This is a genomic window from Pseudomonas sp. P7548 (genome assembly GCF_013386585.1).
In the GTDB taxonomy this organism is placed as follows: domain Bacteria; phylum Pseudomonadota; class Gammaproteobacteria; order Pseudomonadales; family Pseudomonadaceae; genus Aquipseudomonas.
In genome coordinates this window covers 44090-68300 of the sequence record NZ_JACARO010000013.1, presented here as the reverse complement: position 1 = coordinate 68300, position 24211 = coordinate 44090, and the positions used below count along the sequence as shown (strand labels likewise).

At 63.9% G+C, this 24211-nt stretch carries 20 protein-coding genes; 7 read left to right on the top strand and 13 right to left on the bottom strand.

All coding sequences use genetic code 11. The annotated features are described in order from the left end of the window. Window positions 1-15 precede the first annotated feature (15 nt). The 5 genes from HX803_RS06510 to HX803_RS06490 form a co-directional block, all read right to left on the bottom strand. On the bottom strand, window positions 16-966 hold the full coding sequence (locus HX803_RS06510) for a Dyp-type peroxidase (protein ID WP_178919687.1): 951 nt from the start codon (window positions 964-966) through the stop codon (window positions 16-18). Window positions 967-1055: 89 nt separating this feature from the next. Next, entirely contained in the window at window positions 1056-1880 is an 825-nt protein-coding gene (locus tag HX803_RS06505) for a sugar phosphate isomerase/epimerase (protein ID WP_178919686.1), read from the bottom strand. 1 nt (window position 1881) lies between these two features. Next, window positions 1882-3081: an NAD(P)/FAD-dependent oxidoreductase gene (locus HX803_RS06500; protein ID WP_178919685.1), complete on the bottom strand. Its 1200-nt coding sequence runs from the start codon at window positions 3079-3081 to the stop codon at window positions 1882-1884. Window positions 3082-3083: 2 nt separating this feature from the next. After that, complete coding sequence (locus HX803_RS06495) at window positions 3084-3404, bottom strand: MocE family 2Fe-2S type ferredoxin (RefSeq protein WP_178919684.1); 321 nt, start codon at window positions 3402-3404, stop codon at window positions 3084-3086. Window positions 3405-3518: 114 nt separating this feature from the next. Next, window positions 3519-4607, bottom strand: coding sequence for a fatty acid desaturase family protein (locus HX803_RS06490; RefSeq protein ID WP_178919683.1), 1089 nt, complete (start codon window positions 4605-4607; stop codon window positions 3519-3521). A gap of 241 nt (window positions 4608-4848) precedes the next feature. Between HX803_RS06490 and HX803_RS06485 the strand changes: the two genes are divergently transcribed. After that, window positions 4849-5892 (top strand): LacI family DNA-binding transcriptional regulator, encoded by a 1044-nt coding sequence (locus HX803_RS06485; protein WP_178919682.1) that lies wholly within the window; start codon window positions 4849-4851, stop codon window positions 5890-5892. Here the strand turns inward: HX803_RS06485 and rtcA are convergent. Genes rtcA through HX803_RS06470 form a run of 3 tightly spaced genes read right to left on the bottom strand, consistent with a single transcriptional unit; the run spans window position 5889 to window position 8942 of the window. After that, on the bottom strand, window positions 5889-6902 hold the full coding sequence (rtcA, locus tag HX803_RS06480; protein ID WP_178919681.1) for an RNA 3'-terminal phosphate cyclase: 1014 nt from the start codon (window positions 6900-6902) through the stop codon (window positions 5889-5891). The genes HX803_RS06485 and rtcA overlap by 4 nt on opposite strands. A gap of 11 nt (window positions 6903-6913) precedes the next feature. Next, the gene (locus HX803_RS06475; protein ID WP_178919680.1) at window positions 6914-7702 is read right to left on the bottom strand and encodes a nucleotidyltransferase domain-containing protein; all 789 of its coding nucleotides are present in this window, start codon (window positions 7700-7702) and stop codon (window positions 6914-6916) included. A gap of 13 nt (window positions 7703-7715) precedes the next feature. Beyond that, entirely contained in the window at window positions 7716-8942 is a 1227-nt protein-coding gene (locus tag HX803_RS06470; protein WP_176997681.1) for an RtcB family protein, read from the bottom strand. A 213-nt stretch (window positions 8943-9155) separates the two neighbouring features. Between HX803_RS06470 and rtcR the strand changes: the two genes are divergently transcribed. Beyond that, window positions 9156-10739: an RNA repair transcriptional activator RtcR gene (rtcR, locus tag HX803_RS06465; RefSeq protein WP_178919679.1), complete on the top strand. Its 1584-nt coding sequence runs from the start codon at window positions 9156-9158 to the stop codon at window positions 10737-10739. Window positions 10740-10813: 74 nt separating this feature from the next. Here the strand turns inward: rtcR and HX803_RS06460 are convergent, their stop codons facing one another. Beyond that, complete coding sequence (locus HX803_RS06460; protein ID WP_178919678.1) at window positions 10814-12787, bottom strand: sigma-54-dependent Fis family transcriptional regulator; 1974 nt, start codon at window positions 12785-12787, stop codon at window positions 10814-10816. Window positions 12788-12971: 184 nt separating this feature from the next. Here HX803_RS06460 and HX803_RS06455 point away from each other — a divergent pair, with 184 nt between their 5' ends. The 5 genes from HX803_RS06455 (at window position 12972) to HX803_RS06435 (ending at window position 17521) form a co-directional block, all read left to right on the top strand. After that, on the top strand, window positions 12972-13991 hold the full coding sequence (locus HX803_RS06455) for a Gfo/Idh/MocA family oxidoreductase (RefSeq protein WP_178919677.1): 1020 nt from the start codon (window positions 12972-12974) through the stop codon (window positions 13989-13991). Next, the gene (locus tag HX803_RS06450; RefSeq protein ID WP_178919676.1) at window positions 13988-14767 is read left to right on the top strand and encodes a TIM barrel protein; all 780 of its coding nucleotides are present in this window, start codon (window positions 13988-13990) and stop codon (window positions 14765-14767) included. The genes HX803_RS06455 and HX803_RS06450 overlap by 4 nt, the downstream gene beginning before the upstream one ends. Window positions 14768-14786: 19 nt before the next feature. Continuing rightward, complete coding sequence (locus tag HX803_RS06445; protein ID WP_178919675.1) at window positions 14787-15713, top strand: sugar ABC transporter substrate-binding protein; 927 nt, start codon at window positions 14787-14789, stop codon at window positions 15711-15713. 99 nt (window positions 15714-15812) lie between these two features. Continuing rightward, on the top strand, window positions 15813-16655 hold the full coding sequence (locus HX803_RS06440) for an oxidoreductase (RefSeq protein WP_178919674.1): 843 nt from the start codon (window positions 15813-15815) through the stop codon (window positions 16653-16655). A 173-nt stretch (window positions 16656-16828) separates the two neighbouring features. After that, window positions 16829-17521, top strand: a complete 693-nt coding sequence (locus HX803_RS06435; RefSeq protein ID WP_178919673.1) for a GNAT family N-acetyltransferase — start codon at window positions 16829-16831, stop codon at window positions 17519-17521. Here HX803_RS06435 and yghU read toward each other — a convergent pair. The 4 genes from yghU to HX803_RS06415 are packed head-to-tail and all read right to left on the bottom strand — an operon-like array spanning window position 17518 to window position 24145. Continuing rightward, window positions 17518-18354, bottom strand: a complete 837-nt coding sequence (gene yghU, locus HX803_RS06430) for a glutathione-dependent disulfide-bond oxidoreductase (RefSeq protein ID WP_178919672.1) — start codon at window positions 18352-18354, stop codon at window positions 17518-17520. The genes HX803_RS06435 and yghU overlap by 4 nt on opposite strands. Window positions 18355-18356: 2 nt before the next feature. Next, entirely contained in the window at window positions 18357-19802 is a 1446-nt protein-coding gene (locus tag HX803_RS06425) for an efflux transporter outer membrane subunit (RefSeq protein ID WP_178919671.1), read from the bottom strand. Next, complete coding sequence (locus tag HX803_RS06420; RefSeq protein ID WP_178919670.1) at window positions 19795-20964, bottom strand: efflux RND transporter periplasmic adaptor subunit; 1170 nt, start codon at window positions 20962-20964, stop codon at window positions 19795-19797. The genes HX803_RS06425 and HX803_RS06420 overlap by 8 nt, the downstream gene beginning before the upstream one ends. 1 nt (window position 20965) lies before the next feature. Further along, complete coding sequence (locus tag HX803_RS06415; protein ID WP_178919669.1) at window positions 20966-24145, bottom strand: efflux RND transporter permease subunit; 3180 nt, start codon at window positions 24143-24145, stop codon at window positions 20966-20968. Between the last annotated feature and the right edge of the window lie 66 nt (window positions 24146-24211).

Here is a 24211-nt window from a genome sequence, read left to right as displayed (position 1 = left end):
TACAGGGGATTGTGGTTAGCGGTCGGCCAGCTCTTCGAGCAGGTCGGCCGAGGGCACGAAGAACAACCCGCCCGTGACTGCCGTGCTGAAATCCAGCAAGCGGTCGTAATTGCCCACCGGGCGGCCGACGAACATGTTCTCCAGCATCAATTCCAACGGCTGCGGCGAACGTGCATACCCAATGAAATAGGTGCCGAACTCCCCTGCCCCCGGCCGGCCGAAGGGCATGTTGTCGCGCAGGATCTTCACTTCTTCACCGTTCTCGTCCGTGATGACGGTGAGCGCGCTGTGGGAGTTGCTCGGCTTGGCTTCCTCGTCCAATTCGATATCCGACAACTTGGTGCGCCCGATCACCTTCTCCTGGGCCTCCACCGTCAGGCCGTTCCAGGCCGTCATGTTGTGCAGGTACTTCTGCACCAGCACATAGCTGCCGCCGCGGAATTCGCGGTCTTCGTCCCCCACGATGGTGAAACCCTCGGCCTTGCGCCCCACCGGGTTTTCGGTGCCGTCGACAAAGCCGATGATGCTGCGCATATCGAAGTAGCGGAAACCCTGCACCTCATCCACCACCTTCACCGCGTCGCCCAGGGCCGCCATGAGATGGGTGGCCAGTTCGAAGCACAGGTCCATCTGCTCGGCGCGGATGTGCAGCAGGATATCCCCCGGTGTCGACACCGCCAGGCGCCCTGGCACACCGAATTCGCGGAACGGGTGCAGCGCGGCCGGGCGTGGCGCGCCGAACAAGCGGTCCCATGCGTCCGAACCGAACCCGCACACACACGTGAGGTTGCCCGCCGGCACGCGCTTGCCCACCGAACGCACCAGCCCGGCGATGTCGGCGCACCAGCCACGCACCGTGTCTTCACTGCCGGGGGCAAGGGTGGCGACCATGAAGATGGCGCTGCTGGTGATGGGGTGGCAGACGGATTGCGGTTCCAGGGGCGGCTGAACAGAGGATGTCGACATGGTGAGAGTCCGGGCTGGGGGCTAAAGACCCGGGCAGATTAGCAGATCCGATGGCGATTTTACGGGCGCCATCGCCGGCAAGCCGGCTCCTACGAGGTCTCGGTGCAGCGGTGCCATAGGTTGCGAATCAGTGCCTGCAGTTTCAAGGCTTCGGCCCAGCGATCACTGATCTCGTGGCCATCGGCGCCGGTGATCGCATAGGGCGGCGGGCCGAGTTCGCAGGTGAAGGACAAGCTCTGCGGCGTGTCGGGGCGCGCCAGCCAGTCGCTGATCCCGTAGCGCCACCACTCGGTAAACCGCTGCACCCAGGCCTGGTGCTGGGGGAACTCCAACGAAACCTGCACCTGCTCGCTGCTGGCTACGCGGCCATGAAAGCCCCAGCTATGGCGCAGGATTGTGCGGATCTGTTCGTCGTCTTCAAGCGCGCCAGGTTCGGGCAACTCACGCCCGACCACGTAGTGGGACAGGTCGGCCAGCAGTTTCAAGTCGGGCATTTGCGCCAGCAGGTCGAGGGTGAACAGCAGGTCGTTGGTCAGGCGATAGCGATGGGTTTCCAGCAGTACCGGAAAGTCCACCTGCTCGGCCAATCGCTGCCAGCCTTCCACCAAGCGCGCGGCTTCGCTTTGGGTGCGCGGGCGCACGTCGGCTTGCAGCGTGAGGTGATGGCAACCATGGCGGCTGATCACGTCCAACGCTGCGGCCAGGTCGTCGACGCTTTGTGGGAACAGCTGGCCTTCGATCTGCAAGCCCCTGGCCGTGGCCGCCGCGTGCAGCCGGGCAACGTCGGCGGGCTTCCAGTAGTGGTCGGTGACGCCGTCGAAACCGGCAGCCTTGATGCGGTCGAGTTGCGCCTCCAGCGGGCCGGGTTCGGTTTGCATGGCCCATAGGGATTGGAATACCAGGAATTGGCGCATATCAGCCTCGCAGCAGGTGTTTGAGGGACTGCCCGGGATCGGCCAGCGTGGCGGCGTCGAGGGCAGTCCGTGCGGTGATCAGGCGTTCGCACAGCTTGATGTCCTTGGCCACGCCGTTGCCCTGGGCCCAGCCGCAGGCACCTTGCAAACGCTGATCGGCATCCAGGTAAAACAGCAGCATGCCGCCTCCCGCCAGTGGGCGGCTGATCATCAACGGCGTCAGCACCCCCACGGTCTGCAAGCCCCAGTCGTACTGATCGGACCAGAAACCCGGGATCGTTTCGAACGGCACTTCACGCCCCAACAGATTCAACGCCGCATGCCGCCCCTGAGCCTCGGCGTTGCGCCAGGTCTCCTGGCGCTGATAGAGGCCCTCCAGGCGAAACTCACACACATCACCCGCCGCATAAATGTTGGGCGCACTGGTACGCAGATAGTCATCGACACGGATACCCTGCCCCACCTCCAGCCCTGCGGCGGCGGCCAGTTCCATATTCGGCTGCATGCCAATACCGACCACGACGCGCTCGCAGGGCAAGCGTTGCCCGTCGACCAGCAACACGCCGTCGGCCTGGATGGATTCCAGCGCCACATTCAATCGCACGTCCACGCCGTGTTCGCGATGCAGGTCCAACAGCGCCTGCGAGATAACGGGTGGCAGCACGCGGCCCGCCAGCCGTGGCCCGGCCTCCAGCACCGTGACTTCACAGCCAAGCCCACGTGCGGTCGCCGCCACTTCCAGGCCGATAAAGCCGCCACCGACCACCACCAGCCGCGTGCCGGGGTTCAGCGCGCTGCGTAAGGCCAGGGCTTCATCATGGGTGCGCAGGTAAAACACATTGGCCTGTTCCTGGGGCAGACGCCGTGCCCTGCCCCCGGTCGCCAGCAACAGCCCGGCGTAAGGCAACCACTGGCCGTCAGCCAATTGCAGGCGATGTTGCGAAGGCTCCAACCGGCTCACCGGGTGACCGGCAAGATGCTCGATGCCCAATTCGGCGAGTCGCTCGCTGTTGAGCAGGCTGCACCCGGCCAGGTCCGTGGTGCCCTGCAACAAGCCCTTGGAGAGTGGCGGTCGTTCGTAGGGCACGTGCGCTTCATCGCCGATCAGGATCAGGCGCCCGGTGTAGCCCTCTTCGCGCAGGGTCAGCGCCGCACGGCCACCGGCATGGCCGGCACCGACAATAATCAGGGGTGCATTCATTATCAGGCCATGACAGCGAGCAGCACTCGCCCCGCTTCGACCCGCACCGGATAGGTCTTGAGGTTGACGCATACCGGCGCGCCCAGGGCCTTGCCCGTGCGGTAATCGAAGCGCCCGTTGTGCTTGGGGCACTCGATGATGTGGTCCATCACCAGGCCGTCGGCGAGGTGGATTTTCTCGTGGGTGCACAGGCCCGCCGTGGCGAAGAATTCATTGTCGGCCGAGCGGTAAACCGCGTAGGTGTGCGGCCCGTGGTCGAAGCGCAGCACGTCTTCTTCGTCTATTTCGCCCACGGCGCAGACGTCGATCCATTGGTCGTTCATGGTATTTGTCTCCGGGTGACCGGCTGACCTTGTGGCGAGGGAGCTCGCTCCCGCTGGGCTGCGAAGCGGCCCCAAGATCGACGGTCGGAATTTGTCTGGAAAAACGCGGTGGCGTTATTGGGGCTGCTGCGCGGCCCAGCGCGACGGTTCGACGCCTCGACAAGCTCGCTCACTACAAGGGCTCGGGCGTTGGATGAAGTAATTCGGGTCGCGGCGCTGGCGCCAGATGGTCGGGAGGATTTCCTTGTAGGCCTCCAGCAGGTTGGCGTAGGGCGGCGGGCAGTCGTTGCGGATCTCGTCGTGCAACTGGGCCAGGGCGTGGTACGGCACCATCGGGTACATGTGGTGTTCGAGGTGGTAGTTCATGTCCATGTAGATAAAACGCAGCACGCGGTTCATGTAGATCGTGCGGCAGTTGCTGCGGTGGTCGAGCACGTCTTCGGCCAGGCCGACGTGTTGAGTGAGGCCAAACAGGTAGCCGAGCCAGGCACCGTAAAGGCTCGGCAGGCCCACCAGCATCAGCGGCAGCCAACTGTGTAGATACAGCGCGGCGCCGATGATCACGGCATAGATACCCACCCAGATCCGCGCCGCACGGAACACCTTGGGCCATTCGGATTCAGGGATGAAATCGGCCTCCTGGGCACTCATCTTGCCGACGGCATGGCGCGCCACGCCGCTGAAGGTTTTCCAGGCCAGGGGCAGGTTGAACAGGCTCAGGAACATCATCAGGAAGCTGGGCGGACGCGGTTCGACGATCTCCGGATCGCGACCCACCACGATGGTGTCGGTGTGGTGCCGCGCATGGCTCCAGCGCCACACATGGGGTTCGAAAATGCACATGAAGCTGGCGACCTGATACAGCCCGTCGTTCATCCAGCGCGTCTTGAACGCCGTGCCGTGGCCGGTCTCGTGCCAGCGCGGGTTGGAGGCGGTGCCGTACAGCACGCCATAGGCCATGAAGAACGGCACGCAGGCCCAGGTGCCCCAGAACCAGTAGCCGCCAAAACCGGTGGCGAACAGTGTGGCCACCCACAGGGCGGTGTCGCGCAAGGCCGGGCCGTCGCGGCGCTGCATCAGTTCCTTCATGCGTTTACGGGCAATCGGCGATTGGTACCAGCTCGCTGACACCAGGCCTTTTTCGGCCGCGCGGGCCGCTTCGGGGCCGGTGAGGCTGTAGTCGCGTCGGGTGGGTTGAGGCATTGTTATTGTTCTCCGCAAGCGTGGGTTTCAGGGGCTTTGCGAAACCCACGATAGAGAACGGGTAATTCACCCTCAAGGCCTTGAATCCATTCCCTATCAAGCTATCATCCAGGCGCGGTGGGGCTTGATAGTTTTCTATCACGTGGTGCTTGCACGCGCCTTGGTATGCCTGGCGCCTCAAACTTGTCTGATACAACGCGGCGCGGGGCAAGCCCGCTCACTACAAACTTCGGGGGTTCAGATGAACAACAGTAAACGCCCGACCATCGCCACCGTTGCTGCTCATGCGGGGCTCAGCGTGGCGACTGTGGACCGGGTGTTGAATGCACGGGCGCCGGTCAACCCGCAGACTGCCGAACAGGTGTTCCAGGCGGCCGAAGCCGTGGGTTATTTTGCCGCGCGGCTGATCGGCCAGCGCATTCGTGAACGTCGCCCCACGTATCGCTTCGGCATCTTGCTGCTGGCCACCGCCCAGGCGTTCTACGCCAGCCTGGCGCAGGCGATTGGCGAGGCGGCGCAGCGTCATGCCGGTGCCAACCTCAGCTGCCAGTTCGAGTACATCGTGGATCGCACGCCAAGCGTGATCGCCGCCCAGATCGAACACCTGGCCGTGCAATGCGACGCCCTCGCCGTGGTCAGCTTTGCCCACCCACTGATCAACGCCACATTGGCGCAAATCCGCGAAGCCGGCGTGCCGGTGGTGGCGCTGCTCTCGGATATCCACGAGCACGCCGCCGAACCCTACGTGGGCCAGGACAACCATGTGGTCGGGCGCACCATGGGCTGGTTGCTGGCCCGCACCTGTGGGGCGCGCAAAGGCAGCGTGGGGATTCTGTTAGGCGGCCATCGCTTCCTCGGCCACCAGGCGCGGGTCGAAGGCTTGCACAGTTACCTGGCCGAACACGCGCCGGGGCTCAAGCCACTGGAACCGCTGATCAACCTGGACAACAGCGACATCACCGAAGAGGCCACCCTCGACCTCATCGCCCGGCACACAGACCTGCGCGGCCTGTGCGTCGTGGGCGGCGGCGGAGACGGCATCATCAGCGCCCTGGCGCAGTTGCCCAAGCGGCCGGCGCTGTGCTGCATCCTGCAGGAGTCCACCGACCTGTCACGCCAGGCGTTGCGCCAAGGCCTGATCGATGTGGTGATGGATTCACAACCGCGCCAGACGGCCACGGCGCTGATCGAATTGCTGGTGGATTTGCAGACCGCCGAGACCTTCGACCCGGTGCGGCACCGGATGTACATTGCGCCGCAGATCGTGACCTCGGAGAACCTTTAAAGCGCGCGGCACTCGATTTTCAACCCGCCCTCTTCCAGCACATGGCTATCAATCGTCACCGGCAGGAAGCGCTGGATCACCTGCATATTGCTGTGCAAGTGGTCGCTCATGTGCGGCGTGGTAAAACTGCCACCACCGGCCATTGCCATTGGCAGCAGCAGTTGATCGGCCAAATGTTCACCCACTGCCGTCTGCGTGCAACGCCATTCCTGCGCCTGCTCGATGGCCTGGTCAGCCACCTTTTCGGCACGCAGCCTGTGCATGCCGAAGGCGCTGAACACCTCGGTGACGTGTTCGTGTACATACTCCAGCATCAGCAGGTTACCGGGGCCTTGTTCCGGGTCGATGGCTACTGAAAGCAGTTGCGCGTCGTCGAACCCCAGGCGCTGGCCCACACGCTTGAGTTCACGCTCGCTGACCTCGGCGGGCAGTCCGGCGTTCAGGGCAATGGCGCGTGACTCCAGCAACTTGCCGCGCTGCATCAGGTGCAGTGGCGCGAGTTCAGAGGGCTGGATAAAGGCCTCCAGTTCGCCACCGCCTGCCGGGGCAAACCCATACCGATTCAGGCTCAGTTCAATGCGCCCCCCCATGCGGCGCAACAACGGCAGCCAGGCCCGTTGCAGGAAATCCACCGGCGGCGCCAATGGGTTGTGGGTGCCACCGCAAATCGTCACGCGGCTGGCGGTCGGTGCGCGCAACAACGCTGGGAGCAAGGTTTGCAGCACCAGGGTGCAACTGCCGGCAGTGCCGATGCTGAAGCGGTATTCGCCGCCCTGAATCGCGCCCGGTTCAAAGCGCAGCGTCTGGGAGCCCAACTCGGCACCTTCCACTTTGGCACCGCACACTTGGGCCGCCGCCAGCACGGCGGTCAGGTGTTGACGCATCAACCCCGGCCGACTGCGCTTGGCGCGGATGTTTCGAATGTGCAGGCCCTGCCCGGTGACCATCGCCAGGCTCAAGCCGCTGCGCAATACCTGCCCACCGCCCATGGCGCCATCGAGCTCAATCATTTCGTATGTCCTTATGCAAAGTGTTTGACCGTGCTGCGCAGATAGTCATCCAGTTGTTGTGAGTCTGCGTGGGTGCGTGGCAATGACGGCACCTGGCGTTCCAGTTCACGCTGGATATAGGCATGCAATGCAGGGCGCCGTGGCCCGTAGGCCGCCTCGTCGGCATTGCGTTTCAACACCAGCAGGGCCGCTACTTCATCCAACAGTTGCGCGTCATCCACCGTCCCCAGGAGGTCGGCAAAGGTCATCGGCGGGCGGCCCAGGCCCAGGTCGATCCAACGCACCGCGAGTAACGGGCGCAGCACGTAGAAGTACTTCTTGAAACGCACCGAATCGCCTTGCAGGTAACCGCGAAAATTCTTCTTGGCCATCGACAAGTAATGACTGCGCGCAGCCGGCGGGCTGTAGAACGCCTCGGCCAACCCACGCAGTTGCGCAGTGGCGGTAGCGTCCTGGCGATACACCAGCGGCGAATCCAGCCATTCCAGCAACGTGGGATTGGATTTGCGCAGCAGCCCCAAGGTTTTGCGCAGTTCCCAACCGCTGATATCCAGCTCGTCATCCAGCGGGCGCTCGATCACGTCCCGTGGCGTGTCCACCTGCACGAACCAGTCGGGCTTCTCCACATAGACAAAGCGCACATCGTAGTCACTGTCGGTGGAGGCAAAGCCCCAGGCTCGGCTGCCGGACTCACAGGCGTACAACACCGTGACATTGCGCTCGCGCTCGATCCTTTCCAGCTCTTGCAACACCCGCGCACGCATGGTGTCGCAGAGTGGGTGACGCTCTTCCCTTTCCATCCTGATTCCCCTCTTATCCTTTGACACACACCACTTGGCGCAAGGTGTGCAGCACTTCTACCAGCTCGCGCTGGGCGTGCATGACCTGATCGATGTCCTTGTAGGCCATCGGTATTTCATCAATCACATCGGCGTCCTTGCGGCATTCCACATGGGCCGTCGCACGCACCTGATCGGCCACAGTGAAGGTGTTCTTCGCCTTGGTGCGGCTCATGGTGCGGCCGGCACCGTGGCTGCAGGAGCAGAACGACTCTTCGTTACCCAGGCCGCGCACGATGAAGCTCTTGGCGCCCATGGAGCCCGGGATAATCCCCAGTTCGCCTTTTTTCGCCGACACCGCGCCTTTGCGCGTGACCAGCACCTCTTCGCCAAAATGCCGCTCTTTCTGCACATAGTTGTGATGGCAGTTCACGGCTTCCAGGGCCACTTCAAACGGCTTCTTGATCACCTGGCGCGTGGCCTGCACCACCGCGCGCATCATCAACTCGCGGTTCTGCCGGGCAAAATCCTGGGCCCAGCCCACGGCTTCTACGTAGTCATCGAAGTGCTGGCTGCCTTCTTCGAAATACGCCAAGTCGCGGTCCGGCAAGTTGGCGATATGCTGGCGCATATCGGCCTGGGCCAGCTGGATAAACAAGTTACCGATCGCGTTACCGACGCCACGGGAGCCGCTGTGCAACATGAACCAGACACGGTTGGCTTCATCCAGGCATACCTCGACAAAGTGGTTGCCAGTACCCAACGTGCCCAGGTGCTGGCGGTGGTTGGCGCGTTCCAATTGCGGGTACTTGTCGGTGATCGCCTTGAAGCGTGGGTGCAACGCCGCCCACACCTGATCCGCCTCGGCCGGTACATCTTCCCAGGCACCTTTGTCGCGACCTTTCCGGCTGCGGGTGCGGCCATGGGGCACGGCGGCCTCGATGGCGCAGCGCAGGCCAAACAGGTTGTCGGGCAAGTCGCCGGCCATCAACGTGGTGCGCGCGGCGATCATGCCGCAACCGATGTCCACCCCCACCGCCGCAGGAATGATCGCCCCCACGGTGGGGATCACACTGCCAATGGTCGACCCCTTGCCCAGGTGCACATCCGGCATCACCGCCAGGTGTTTGAAGATGAAGGGCATCTGGGCGGTGTTCATCAATTGCTGGCGGGCCTCGGGTTCCACAGGCACGCCTTGGGTCCAGAGTTTGATCGGCTTGCCGTTGGCCACTTCCAGCAGTTGGTAGGTCTTCTCTTGCATGATCTCGATTCTTTTCTTGAAAGCCGTCACTGCGGCGTTGGTTGGGATATAGCAGCGGTCATGCCAGATATTCAGAAAGTTCACATAAAATTTTTAACTAATTGTTTTTAATAGATATTTCTATTTAACCGAGAAAGTTCTACGAAAAAGCCATGACAGGCCTTTCATCACATCCATATCCTTACCTATCGTTCCTTATATTTTGGTCTATCCATGAAGCACAAGCGCACGGTCGCCATCGGGTTTATCGGTTCCAAGCTGGATCGCGTCGGCAAGGGCGCCAATCGCTGGAACCATTGGCGCCCCAGCGTTGGCTTGTGCCAGCAGGACGACCTGCAGATTGATCGCCTGGAACTGATCCACGACATCGACGCCCGCGACGTCAGCATTGCCGAGCGCATACGCGCCGACATCGGGCAAGTCTCGCCGCACACCGACGTGCGCCTGCACCCGATGCCGCTGAACAACCCCTGGGATTTCGAAGAAGTGTACGGCGCCCTGCACGACTTCACCGCCAACTACCGCTTCGACACCGAGCACGAGGACTACCTGGTCCACATCACCACCGGCACCCACGTGGCGCAAATCTGCTGGTTCCTGCTGACCGAGGCGCGCAACCTGCCGGCGCGGCTGGTCCAGACCTCCCCCACGCGCCGCCGGGATGAAACGGCGCCCGCCACCGGCACCCACACCCTGATCGACCTCGACCTGTCGCGCTACGACCGCATTGCCTCGCGCTTTGCCCATCAGCGCCTGGAGGGCCTGGCCTTCCTGAAATCCGGGATCGCCACGCGCAACAGCGCGTTCAATGCCTCCATCGAACAGATCGAACGGGTGGCCGTGCGTTCCACCGCGCCCATGCTGCTGATTGGCCCCACGGGCGCCGGCAAATCCTTCCTGGCCCGGCGCATCTTTGAGCTCAAGCGCAGCCGCCATCAAGTGCAGGGGCGCTTCGTCGAAGTGAACTGCGCCACCCTGCGCGGCGACGGCGCGATGTCGGCGTTGTTCGGGCATATCAAAGGCGCCTTCACCGGCGCGCAAAACGCCCGCGACGGCCTGCTGCGTGCGGCGGACGGCGGCATGTTGTTCCTTGATGAAATCGGCGAGCTGGGCCTGGACGAACAGGCGATGCTGCTCAAGGCCATCGAAGAAAAACGCTTCTATCCCATGGGTGCCGACCGCGAAGTGGCCAGCGACTTCCTGATCATCGCCGGCACCCACCGCGACCTGCGCGGGCGCGTGGCCGAGGGACTGTTTCGCGAAGACCTGTATGCGCGGATCAACCTGTGGACATTCGACCTGCCCGGCCTGGCGGGCCGACGGGAAGACATCGAGCCGAACATCGACTTCGAGCTGGAACGCCATGCCCGCGAACAAGGCCGCCGCGTGCGCTTCAACCTGGAAGCACGCCGCCGCTACCTGGCGTTCGCCAGCTCCAGCGAAGCGGCGTGGCTGGGCAACTTTCGTGAGCTGTCGGCGTCAATCACCCGCATGGCCACCCTGGCCGACAGCGGGCGCATCGATGAAGCCCAAGTCGAAGAAGAGATCCGGCGCCTGCGTTACGCCTGGGGACTGTCCGAACCGCAGGCCTTTCTGCCAGACGACCTGGACCTGTTCGACCAGTTGCAACTCAAGGCGGTAATCGACGTATGCCTGCAGGCCGACAGCCTCTCCGACGCCGGCCGCCGCCTGTTCGGCGTATCGCGCCAAGCCAAGGCCCAGCCGAACGACGCAGACCGCCTGCGCAAATACCTGGCGCGCTTCGGCATCGACTGGAAGCAACTCAAACCCCTGTAGGCGCCGACTTGCCGGCGATGGCGACCTCAAGGCATGCATTGAAATCAAGGGCCTCATCGCCGGCAAGCCGGCTCCTACGGGGTTGGGGCGCTTGTTCGGAAGTCGGCGGCGTTCAGGCCCAAACGGCTCATCTTGTTGTACAGCCCGCCCCGCGACACATTGAGCTGTCGCGCAGCCAAACGGATATTGCCCCCGGTGCTCTGCAAGGCCGCCGCAATCGCCTGCATTTCATGGCTGCTCAGGTCTTGCGCGGGCTGCGGCTCATAGGCGCGTGCCGGCGCCCGGTGGCGTGTCTCCAGTGGCAGGTCGCTCACCTGGATCAACTCACCCGTGGCCAGGTTGGTCGCCCGTTCGATACTGTTTTCCAATTCGCGCACATTGCCCGGCCAACCGTAGGCCGACAGCAGCGCCAGCGCCTGCGGCGCAAAACCCTGCACCGATTTGCGCAATGAGCGAGCAAAGCGCGCAAGAAAATGCCGCGCCAGCAACGGGATGTCTTCGCGGCGCATACGCAGCGGCGGCACGGTGAGGTTCAGCACGTTGAGGCGGTAGTAGAGGTCTTCGCGAAAGGCGCCCTCGGCCACCGCCTGACTCAGGTTGCGATGGGTGGCCGCAATGATGCGCACATCCACCCGTCGCGAGTTTTTCGCACCCACGCGGGTGACCTCCCCCTCCTGCAACACCCGCAACAAACTCACCTGGGCATCGAAGGACATGTCGCCAATCTCATCCAGGAAGATGGTGCCGCCATCCGCCAACTCAAACTTGCCCGCCGAACCGCCACGGGTGGCGCCGGTGAACGCGCCTTCCACATGCCCGAACAGCTCGCTTTGCACCAGGTCCCGTGGGATCGCGCCGCAGTTGACCGCAACGAATGGGCCTTTATGACGGTCGCTGCCGTTATGGATCGCCTGGGCGAACAGCTCCTTGCCGGTGCCGCTTTCGCCGAGGATCAAGGTGGTGGAATCGCTGCGACTGGCGATGCGCCCCAGGTGCAAGGCGTCCTGGATCGCTCGCGAACTGCCCTGGATGGTCTCAAAGGTGTAGCGGGCCTGGGTGCCGATGATGCGCCGGGTAATCTCGCGGATACGCCGGTTCTCGCGCAGCGAGACGATCACCCCGCCCTGCTCCAGCGGGCACACCGAGACCAGGCAGGCGAGCTGGCTACGGTCCTGCAGGTGAAAAGTGCAATCGAGGTCGCGCACCGGCTCGGCCAGCACGTCGCTCAACTCGCTGCGGCCCAAACACTGGAACGGGCTGCCGATCAGCTCCAGGCCCACGCCGAACAGTTGCCGCGCGTAACGGTTGAGCGCTTTGATGCAACCGCGCTCATCCAGCACCACCAGGCCTTCGTTGAGCACTTCGAGCACGGCTTGCTGCTCTTCCAGCAAACCGTGCAGCGCCATCTGCCGCGACACCGCTTCGGCTGCGGCCTGCACGGTGCCCAAGGTATGGAAGTGAAACCAGCCAGGCTCGGCGGTGAGGGTCAGCATCGCCAGGGTCTGGCCCTGGGCGTTTTTGATCGGCGCGGCGGCGCAGTGCATGCGGCGTTGGCGCAAGCCCGTGGCGAAGTTTTCTTCGGCCAGCACATACACCAGGCGGTCTTCGGCCAGGGCCAGGCCGGTGCAATTGGTGCCCTGCACCGACTCCAGCAGGCGGCTGCCGACCGGCGTGATATCCAGCCCGCAGAAGTACAAGGTGGTGCCGTGAGCATCGGTGAGGTTGATATGCCCGCGCGGGTTGTAGGCCAGCAGGCCGTGCATGACGTGCGCGGCGGCGGCGATCAGGACGCGGTGGGCGGCCAGGGTGGCGGCCAGGGTTTCATCGGCGACGAAGCGATACGCGCTGTCAGCCGGGTCAAGCCCCGCCTCGACACTGCGCCGCCATGAATCCCAGATGACCTGCCGCACCCCATCCGGGCGCTCGACCTCACCCGACAGGCACGCCAGCCACGCCTGCTCCAGGGCTGGAACGGGGCCGTCATTCAGCGCCGCTGGCCCCAGGGCCGTGAGGTAATCGAGGTCTTGTACGCTGAACGCCATGCTCATCCGGGGTGCCCATGTTCATATTTTCGACATGTCAGTATAGACATGTCATTTAAATGAACACTTTTTGTTTATAAAGATTAATTAATCGATAAATATCAGTAGTTTATGAATTGGCACAGCCCTTGCTCCTACCTCATTGCCCATCAGGACCGTCCTGAGGCCAACAATAAGAAGGGGTCAATTCATGAGTACACAGAACATCCGCCTAGGTCTGATCGGTGCCGGTCGCATGGGCAGCTTCCACGGCCTGACTGCTGCGCGGCACATCCCCGGCGCCAGCCTGGTGGCGATTGCCGACCCTACTCCAGGCCAGGCCGCGCGCCTCGCCGCTGAATTGGGGGTGGCCAAGGTCTACACCGACCCGCAACAGTTGCTCGACGACCCCGACATCGACGGCGTGATCATCGCCGCCCCCGCCCGCAGCCATGCCGAACTGGTGATCAGCGCCGCCCGCGCCGGCAAGGGCGTTTTCTGCGAAAAACCCATGGCCATCACCCTGGATGAAGCCGACCGCGCCATCGCGGCTGCAGCCGACGCCCGAGTGCCGCTGCAGGTCGGCTTCAACCGGCGTTTCGCCAAGAGCTTCCGCACCGCCCACCTCGATGTCGCTGCCGGCCGTATCGGCACCCCGCAGTTGCTGCGCTCGCTGACCCGTGACCCGGCGCTGAACAATCCGGCTGCTTCGCCGCAGTGGGTGATCTTCCTGGAAACCCTGATCCACGACTTCGACACCCTGCGTTATCTCAACCCCGGGGCCGAAGCGGTGCAGGTCTACGTGATGGCCGACGCCTTGATCGCCCCGGCCTTCAAAAGCAAAGGTTTCCTCGACACTGCCGTGGTTGCGATCCGCTTCGACAACGGCGCCATCGCCACTGCCGAAGCCAACTTCCAGGCGGTGTACGGCTACGACGTGCGCGGCGAAGTGTTCGGCAGCGAGGGCATGTTGAGCATGGGCAGCCTCAACGATTCCGACCTGGTGCGCTACCTGGCCCAGGGCATCCAGGCCGACACCCAGCGCATGGACACCGACCTGCTGCGCGACGCCTACATCGCCGAACTCAACCACTTCGCCGACTGCCTGCGCACGGGTGCCAAGCCGATGGCCAGCGGCGAAGACGCCCGCGCCGCCCTGGCGATTGCGCGCGCTTGTATCGAATCATTCGAAACCGGCAAGGCCGTGGCCGTACAGGACGCCCGCCCATGATCCCTTTCAAGCTGGCAATCAGCGCCGAGATGGTCTTTCTCGACCTCCCCTTCATCGAACGTGTGAAGCGCATTCATCAATTGGGGTTCAGTGCGGAAATCTGGAACTGGACCGACAAGGACATCAGCGCCCTCGCCGCCACGGGCGCTGACTTCACCTCCATGACCGGCTACATCAGCGGCACCCTCACCGACCCCGAGGGCATCCGCCAGTTGCTCGACAGCGCCCGCGAATCCATTGGCGTCGCCGAGCAACTCAACTGCCCCAGCCTCAACTTGCACGGCACCGGCCTGGGTGAAGGCGGCCTGCCCGTGCAACCGGTCAGCCAGACCACCGGACGCATGTGGCTGAGCGCCTGCAAGACGCTGGAAAAAATCGCCCGCCTGGGCGAGGACGCCAACCGCGTGTTCCTGCTGGAAAACCTCAACACCGAGGTCGACCACCCCGGCACGCCCTTCGCCCGTGCCGACGATACCCTGGCGCTGATCGAAGCCGTGGGCAGCCCGCACTTGAAGATGAACCTGGACCTGTACCACGCGCAGATTGGCGAAGGAAACCTGATTGAACTGATCCAGCGCGCCGGCGATTCCATCGGTGAAATCCAGGTGGCCGATGTGCCGGGCCGCAAGGAACCCGGCACCGGCGAAATCCACTACCCGGCCATCGCCAGGGCCTTGCACACCATGGGCTACACCGGCGTGGTCGGCCTCGAAGGCTGGGCCAGTGGCGACAGCGAATTGGCCCTGGAGCGTTTCCGCCAGGCCTTCACCCTATAACAATAAAAGGACCATCCTCATGCATCGCTATTCATTGCTCGTTGCCACGCTGTTGCTGCTGTTCAGCCAATGGACCTTCGCCGCCTACCGCATTGGCGTGAGCATCGCCCGGGTCGACGATAACTTCATGACCTATGTGCGCACCGGCCTCGAAGCCGCCGCCAAACAGCAAGATGTGCAGATCCAGTTCGAAGACGCCCAGGGCGACGTGGTGCGCCAGCTCAATCAGGTCGAAGGCTTTCTCAATCAGAAGGTCGACGCCGTGATCGTGTTGCCGGTGGACACCGCCGCCACCGCCAACATGACCCGCGCCGCCGTCGCCGCGAAGACGCCGCTGGTGTACGTCAACCGCCACCCGGATGAACGCACCCTGCCCAAGGGCGTGGTCACCGTGGCCTCCAACGACATCGAGGCCGGGCAGTTGCAGATGCGCTACCTCGCGGAAAAACTCGGTGGCAAGGGCAACGTGGCGATCATCATGGGCGACCTCGCGCAAAACGCCACCCATGACCGCACCGAAGGCGCCAGGCAGGTGCTCAAGGACTTCCCCGGGATCAAGGTGGTGGAGCAGCAAAGCGCGGAATGGCAACGCAACAAGGGCATGGACCTGACCAGCAACTGGCTGCTGGCGGGCACACAGTTCGATGCCATCGTCGCCAACAACGACGAAATGGCCATCGGCGCCGCCATGGCGTTGCAACAGGCGGGCAAGGCCAAGGGTGACGTGGCGATCATCGGCATCGACGGTTTGCCGGACGGTCTGGCGGCCATCAAACGCGGCCAGCTTGCCGCTTCAGTGTTCCAGGACCCCAAGGCCCAGGCGACCCAGGCCGTGCAGGCAGCCATCCGGATGATCAAGGGTGAGCCCATCGAGCCGGAAGTCTGGGTGCCCTTCGAGCTGATCAAACCCGAGCAAGTGGCGGTGTTTGAGCAGCGCTACAAGTAGGTATTGTGAAGCACGGCTTCAAAGCCTGAGCAGCTTCTGCCCGATTGTGTGCCTGGCCTTAACGGAGAAAGATCCCAGGCACACTCACGGGAGATCACCATGCCTGCACAACCCCAGAAAACCTGGCTTATCACCGGTATCAGTTCCGGCTTCGGCAAAGCCCTGGCCGAGGCCTTGTTGGCTGCCGGCGAGCGCGTCGTCGGCACCGTGCGCACGCCGGAGGCCATCGACGCGTTCGACCGGATCAAACCCGGCTACTCCTTTGCGCGCTTGCTGGATGTCACCGACAGCCTGTTTGTCCCGGCCGTGGTGGCCGAGATCGAAAAGAACGTTGGCGCGATCGATGTGCTGGTCAACAACGCCGGTTACGGCTTTGAGGGCGTGCTGGAAGAGTCGTCCCTGGACGATGTACGCCAGCAATTTGAAGTCAACGTGTTCGGCGCGGTGGCGATGATCCAGGCGGTGCTGCCGTTTATGCGCAAGCGCCGTCGCGGGCATATTCTCAACATCACCTCGATGGGCGGCTTGACCACCTTCCCCGGCCTGGGCGTGTACCACGGCAGCAAGTTTGCGCTGGAAGGCATCTCCGAGGCGTTGGGCAAAGAGGTGAAACCGTTCGGTATTCACGTCACCGCGATTGAACCGGGTGGCTTTCGCACCGATTGGGCGGGGCGCTCGATGATCAGGGCCGAACGCAGCATTGCCGACTACGACGCCTCGTTTGATGCCGTACGAGCGGCGCGGCACGCCCGCAGCGGGCGACAGGACGGCGACCCGGCAAAAGCGGCCCTGGCGATGATGCAGGTGGTGGCAAGCGCCGAGCCACCGGCGCATTTGCTGCTGGGCAATGACGCGGTGGAGCATGTGACGGCCAAGCTCACAGCGTTGCAAGCCGAGATCAGCGCCTGGGAAAGCGTTTCCCGCGCAACCGACTTTGGATAACCCAACCCTGTAGGAGCTGGCTTGCCGGCGATGGCCTCGACTCGGTGTACCTGATGCACCGAGGCGCCTGCAGGTGATGGCGTGAACGGTCTCAATAATGGCGTTTGCGACAATAGCCGCAACAGCGCACGGGCCGTAGAGTTCACTCACCTGATCCCTGCAGAGCCCCTGCCATGACCCCACTGGACATCGCCTTGAACAACCCCGTGTGGCACAGCCTGACGGGGAGCCACGCCCACCTGGGCAATGCCGGCACGCTGGCGGCGCTCTATCATTGCGACGTCACGCCCTTTGCCGGCTTGGCCGAACCCTCGGCCGAAGCCTTTGTTCAATTGGCCAAGATGACGACACCCGGCCAAGTGGTGGCATTGCCCAGCGCGCAGGCGGTCCATCCCTCCTCCGAATGGCAGATCATCCACCAGACGACCGTGGAGCAATTCACCTGCTCGCAGCTCGTCACACCAGCGTTGGAAAACCGGGCGCAATGGATTGCCCTGGGCGCCGCCGACACCGATCAGATGCTCGCATTGGCAGCCCAGACCCAGCCAGGGCCGTTTGGAATTCGTACCCGGGAATGCGGGCACTATATTGGCGTGCGCGCCCCCGAACTGGTGGCCATGGCCGGCGAACGCTTTCAGTTGCAAGGCGCGGTGGAGATCAGCGGTGTATGCACCGCCGCCAGCCACCGCGGCAAAGGCCTGGGCGGCCGGATGGTAGCGGCGCTGGCCGAGCGTATGCTCGCACGTGACACCGTGCCGTTCCTGCACGTTGTCACCACCAACACCTCGGCCATCCGCCTCTATGAAGCCCTGGGTTTCAGCCACCGGACGACGCTGCAGTTGACCACCCTCAAGCGCAATGCCTAAACGTCGAAGTCACTCGCGGCGTGCCGCTCGCGCAGTTGCTCATGCGGTTCGCCGGACACCCGGTTGACCCTGCGCCCGCGCTGCACGGCCGGCCGTGCCTCGATGGCGTCCGCCCAACGCAGCACATGCTTGTATTCATTCACCGACAGGAACTCAGCCGCGCCGTACAACCGCCCCTTCACCAGGCCGCCGTACCAAGGCCAGATCGCAATGTCGGCAATCGTGTACTCATCCCCGGCAATGTATTCGCTCACGGCCAAGCGCTGGTCGAGCACGTCCAACTGGCGCTTGGTCTCCATGGCAAAGCGGTTGATCGCGTATTCCATCTTGCTCGGTGCATACGCATAGAAATGCCCGAAACCACCGCCCAGGTACGGCGCGCTGCCCATTTGCCAGAACAGCCACGACAGGCATTCAGCACGTGCCGCCGGCTCGGTAGGGAAGAACGCACCGAACTTCTCCGCGAGATATTGCAGGATCGCCCCCGACTCGAACACCCGGATCGGCGTGGCGCCGCTGCGGTCCAGCAGTGCGGGAATCTTGGAGTTCGGGTTGACGCCCACAAAGCCGCTGCCGAACTGGTCGCCGTCGCCGATCTTGATCAGCCAGGCGTCGTATTCCGCGCCGCTGTGCCCCAGGGCCAGCAGCTCTTCGAGCAGGATGGTGACCTTTTGCCCGTTGGGCGTGGCCAGTGAATACAGTTGCAACGGGTGCTTGCCCACCGGCAATTCCTGCTCGTGGGTCGCTCCGGCGATAGGCCGGTTGATGCTGGCGAAAGTGCCGCCGCTTTCGGTGTCCCAGGTCCAGACTTTCGGGGGTACGTAGTCAGTCATCGTTACTGCTCCTTGGGTTGAATAGGGTTCGACGCCGCCAGTTGCGTCACGTTCCAGCCGCCACCCAGTGCCTTGATCAGGCCCACATTAGCGCTCAATTGCTGGGTTTGCAGTTGCAACACCGTGCGCTTGGCTTCCAGCGCCGCCACTTGGGCGGTCACGACATCGAGGTAGGCCACGGCGCCCTGGCGATAACGCGCGGTGGAAAGGTCCTCGGCGTACTGCGCAGCCGCCGCTGCATCACGCTGGTCGTCCAGGGCGCTGCCCAGCCCGGCGATCTGCGAGAGGTTGTCTTCCACCTGTTCGAACGCCCCCAGCACCACGCCCCGGTATTTGGCCGCGGCTTCATCGGTAGCGGCCTTGGCAATGTCGACCTGAGCCTGGCGCGCGCCGCCGTCGAACAGCGTGCCCACCAGTGATGGGCCGATGGCCCAGAACAGGTTCGGCGCGCTGAGCAGGCGCGCAAACTCATCGCTCTGGTAACCGCCCTGGGCGCTCAGGGTGATCTGCGGGAACCACGCGGCCTTGGCCACACCGATGCGTGCATTGGCTGCGGCGATGCGGCGCTCGGCGGCGGCGATGTCCGGCCGGCGTTGCAGCAGGCTCGACGGCACGCCGGTGGGCACGTTCGGCAAGGCAATCGGCGCAACGTTGACCGCCACCGTATAGGTCGACGCCGACTCCCCCAGCATCGCCGCAATCGAATGCTCCAGCACCGCGCGCTGCACCAGGCTCTGGCTCAATTGCGACTTGACCGTGGACAGTTGCGTGCGCGCCCGTGCCACGTCGAGGCCGGAGACAATCCCGCCGCCGTGCAGGCCTTCGGTCAGGCCCAACGCTTTGGCGTACGCGTCACGGGTCTGTTCCAGCAGTTGGTTCTGCCAGTCGATGCCGCGCAGGCGAATGTAGCTGTCGGCCAATTGCGCCTGCAGGCTCAGGCGCACCGAGGCGAGGTCGGCCTTGGCCGCTTCGGAGTCGCTGGTGCCGGCGGCGACGGTGTCGCGCACGCGGCCCCACAGGTCCACTTCATAGTCGACTTCCAGGCCCAGGGTGGCCGAGTTGTAGACATTTGGCGAGGTGGCCGAACGCAGCGGTTTGGTGTCGGACTGGCGAATACGCTGGCCGTTGCCGATGGCCGACACTGTCGGAAACAGCCCCGAACGCGCCTGGGCCACATAGCCCTGGGACTGCTCGTAATGGGCCAATGCCGCACTCAGGTCGGGGTTGTTCTTCAGCAACTGCTGCTGCATCGCGTCCAGTTGCGGGTCGTTGTAGATGTGCCACCAGCCGTCACGGCTGGCCTGGTCGTTAGGCGCGCCGACCGTCCACGGGCCCTGGGTGTGAAACTGTGCCGCCACCGGGGTTTCGGGCACTTTGAGCGGCGGCGCCAACGAGCACGCCCCCAGGCTCAAGGTGGCGACCAGGCCGAAGAGAGTGCGCTTAGCCATGGGGCTTGACCTCGGCTGGAGCGGCCGCCAATTGCACCGCATCGTTGTCGGCCAGGCCATCGGGCGGTGTGTCGATCACACGTTCGTTCGCTTGCAGGCCGCTGGCAATTTCCACGCTGTCGCCAAAGTCGCGGGAAATGCTGACGGTCTTGAAGCGCACGTGATCCGTGCTGTCGAGGGTGGCGACGCGCATGCCGTGGTCATCGAACACCAGGGCGCTGGAAGGCACCCGCAGCACATCGGCCTGCACCGGCAAGTCGAACTGCACGCTGGTGTAGCCGCCCGGCAGCAGGCGCCCGCCCGGGTTGTCCACCAGCAGTTGCACCAGGGTGCTGCCGGAGGCGGCATTGACCGCGTCGGCGGTGGCGATCACCTTGCCGGTGAAAGTTTCGCCGCGATATTCCGGCACGCTCAGGCGCGCCGTGGTGCCTTCGCGGATCTGCGGCGAAAAGGTCTGTGGCACCTGCACGTACACGCGCAGGCGGCTGACGTCGGCCACCGCGAACAGCTCTTTGCCGGCAGCGCCACCGGCACTGATCAGTGCGCCCACGTCGGTGCTGCGGGCGGTGACCACGCCGGCAAACGGCGCCACCAGGCGCTGGAAGCCCTTGGTTGCCACCAACTGGTCGACATTGGCCTTGGCCGCCGCCACCTTGGCTTGTTTGGCGGTCAGGTCGCCGGTGCGTTCGTCCACGTCCTGGCGCGACACCGAATCGGTCGCCAGCATCGCCTGCCAACGCTTGGCGGTGGTTTCGGCAAGGTGCGCATCGGCCTGGGCCGAGGCCAAGGTAGCGCGGGCCTGCAGCAATTGCTGGTCGAGTTCCGGGGTGTCGATTTCAGCCAGCACCTGGCCGGCTTTCACCCGGGTGCCGATGTCGACGTTCCAGGATTTGAGGTAGCCATTGACCCGCGCAAAGATCGACGCACGGGAATAGGCTTCCATGCGCCCCGGCAGGTTGAGCACCGGGCCCTGGGCCTGCACCAACGGCTTGATCAGCTTGACGCTGGGCAGCGCCTGCGCGTCGGTCCAGGTCTTGAGGTCACGGGACTCATTGGCGCGCACGCCGATGCCCACGCCCACGATGGCAACCACCACCACCCCGCCGACGATCAGCCAGAGCAGCCCACGGGAAGACTTCGGTTTAGAAAGAGAAACGGACATGTCAAACCCCTTGGGTAACGGTGGTCGCCCGCGTGGCGTGCTGGCGACGCCCGTGGACAAGACTGAAAATCAGCGGAACCAGAATCAGCGTGGCGATGGTGGCAAACGCCAAGCCACCAATCACCGCACGGCCGAGCGGCGCGTTCTGCTCGCCGCCCTCCCCCAGGCCCAGGGCCATGGGCGCCATGCCGATGATCATCGAAATGGCGGTCATCAACACCGGCCGCAGCCGGGTAAAGCCGGCTTCCAATGCGGCCTGCACGGCATCGCCATGCACTGCCAGGCGCTCGCGGCAGAAGCTCACCACCAGGATGGCGTTGGCGGTGGCCACGCCCATGCACATGATCGCCCCCGTCAGCGCCGGCACCGACAGCGGTGTATGGGTGACAAACAGCATCCACACGATCCCCGCCAGTGCGGCCGGCAAGGCGGTGATGATCACGAACGGGTCGCTCCACGACTGGAAGTTGACCACGATCAACAGGTAGATCAGCACCACCGCCCCCAGCAGGCCAAACAGCAAGCCGCTGAACGCGGCGTTCATGGTCTGCACCTGGCCCTGCAACAGCACCTTGGAACCGGTGGGCACTTCACTGGCGTGGGCGGCGATGATCTTCTGGATATCGGCCGCCACGGCGCCCAGGTCACGACCCTGGATCGCGGTGAGCACTTCGACCACTGGCTGGATATCCGACTGGGTAATGACCGAGTTGCTGTGGCTGCGCTGGATATTGGCCAGGCCGCCCAGGGTCTGGTCGGTGGCCGCGCCGGCACTGCCGCTGAGCGGCAGGTTATGCAGGGCCGCCAGGCTTTCCAGGCTGTACTGCGGGGTTTGCATGACGATCGGGTAGGAAATGCCGTTGGCCGGGTTCAACCAGAACGTCGGCGCCACCTGGCTGGAACCGGCCAGGTTGACCACCAGGCTGTTGGTCACATCGCGCTCGGTGAGGCCGACCAATTGCGCGCGGGTGCGGTCCACGTCGATGTTGAATGTGGGCAACTGTCGGGACTGCTGGATACGCGCGTCCACCACTCCGGGCACGCGGCGAATATCCCGCAGCAATGCACTGGCATAGGTGAAGTTGGCGGCCAGGTTGTTACCGGTGACTTGCACGTCCACCGGTGCCGATGAACCGAAGTTGAGGATCTGCCCGACGATGTCCGACGCCGGGAACGAGAACACCGCACTCGGGAATTCCCGTGGCAGGCTTTCACGCAGCTCACGCATGTACTCAGCGGTCGGACGATGGCCTTCGTTGAGGCTGATCTGGATGTCGCTGTCCTGGGAACCCACGGTGCCGGTGTTGTTGTACACCACGTTGATGCCGCTGATGGACAGGCCGATGTTGTCCACCAGGGCCTTGAGGTCTTCGCCCGGGATCTTGCGGCGGATCGAGTTCTCGATGTCGGCAATCAGATGCGCATTGCTTTCCACCCGTGTGCCCACCGGAGCACGCACGTGCAGCAGGATCAGCCCGGAATCAACCTCGGGGAAAAAGTTGCGGCCCAAAAACGGCACCAGCGCAAACGACACCGCGACAAACGCCAGCAAGCCCACCACCACGGCGCGGCGATGGTGCAAGGCGCTGTCGAGCACGCCATGGTAGCGCTCGCGGAACGCTTCAAAGTGCCGCTCGAACCCACGCTGGAATTTCACCAGCGGGTTGCGCGACGGCGCATGCCCGTCTTCGCCGTGCACATGGGGCTTGAGCAGGTAGTTGGCGAGGGTCGGCACCAGGGTCCGCGACAGGATGAACGAGGCGATCATCGCGAAGATCACCGCTTCGGCCATCGGCACGAACAGGAAACGCGCCACGCCGTCGAGGAAGAACATCGGCACGAACACGATGCAGATACACAGCAGCGAGACGAACGCCGGGGTCACGATCTGCGCCGCGCCGTCGAGAATCGCCGTCTCCACCGGCTTGCCCTGCTCCAGGTGCCAGTTGATGTTTTCGATGGTCACCGTGGCGTCGTCCACCAGGATCCCCACGGCCAGCGCCAGGCCGCCAAGGGTCATGATGTTGAGGGTTTCGCCCAAGGCCGAGAGCGTCGCAATCGAGGCCAGGATCGCCAAGGGAATCGACGTGGCAATGATCACGGTGGAACGCCAACTGCCGAGGAACAGCAGGATCATCAGGCTGGTCAGCGCCGCCGCGATCAAGCCTTCACGGGCCACGCCGCCGATGGCCGAGCGCACGAACAGCGATTGGTCGCCGATCAGGTCGATGTTCAGGTTGGGCGGCAAGGCGGCTTTGTTATCGGCCAGCTTGTCCTTGACCCCGGCGATCACGCCCAGGGTGGAGGCCGAACCGGTCTTGAGCACGGTCAGCAGCACCGAACGGTTGCCGTTCACGTGCACGATGTTGGTTTGCGGCGGGTTGCCGTCGCGCACCGTGGCCACGTCACGGATCAGCACGGTGGTGCCGTCGGCGGTCTTGATCGGCAGGTTTTCCAGGTCATGGAAGTCCGACGGCGAGTTGTTCAACTGCAGGTTGAACTCGTAGCTGCCGATCTTTTGCGTGCCCACCGGGGTGATCAGGTTCTGGGTGGCCAGGGCGGTGGCGACGTCTTGCGCCGACAGGCCACGGGCTTGCATACGCGCCGAGTCGAGGTCGATCTGCACCTGCCGGCTCTTGCCGCCGAACGGGTACGGCAGCGCCGCACCCGGCACGGTGGTGAGCATCAGGCGCACGGAGTTGATGCCGATATCGCCCAGTTGCTGCTCACTCAGGCCCGGGCCCGATAAGGCCAGCTGCACGATGGGCACGGTGGACGCGCTGTAGTTGAGCACCAGCGGCGGCACCGTACCCGGCGGCAGTTGGCGCAGGATCGCCTGGGACACCGAGGTCACCTGGGCGTTGGCGGTACTGATGTTGACCCCGGGCTGGAAGAAGATCTTCACGATGCCGTAGCCGTTCATCGACTGCGCTTCGATGTGCCGGATGTCGTTGACCGTGGTGGTCAGCACCCGCTCGAACGGCGAGGTGATACGCCCCGCCATCTGGTCCGGCGGCAAGCCGGTGTACTGCCAGATCACGGCAATCACCGGGATGCGAATTTCCGGAAAGATGTCGGTTGGCGTTCGCCAGGCCGCCAGCGGGCCGATGATCAGGATGAAAATGGCCAATACCAGAAAGGTATAGGGGCGCCGCAACGCGATGCGCACGAGGCTCAGCATAGGAGGTGATCCAGACAGGGGGTTGGATGTTCAAGCCGGCAGGGCCGTGCCTTTTTTCCGCCTCGC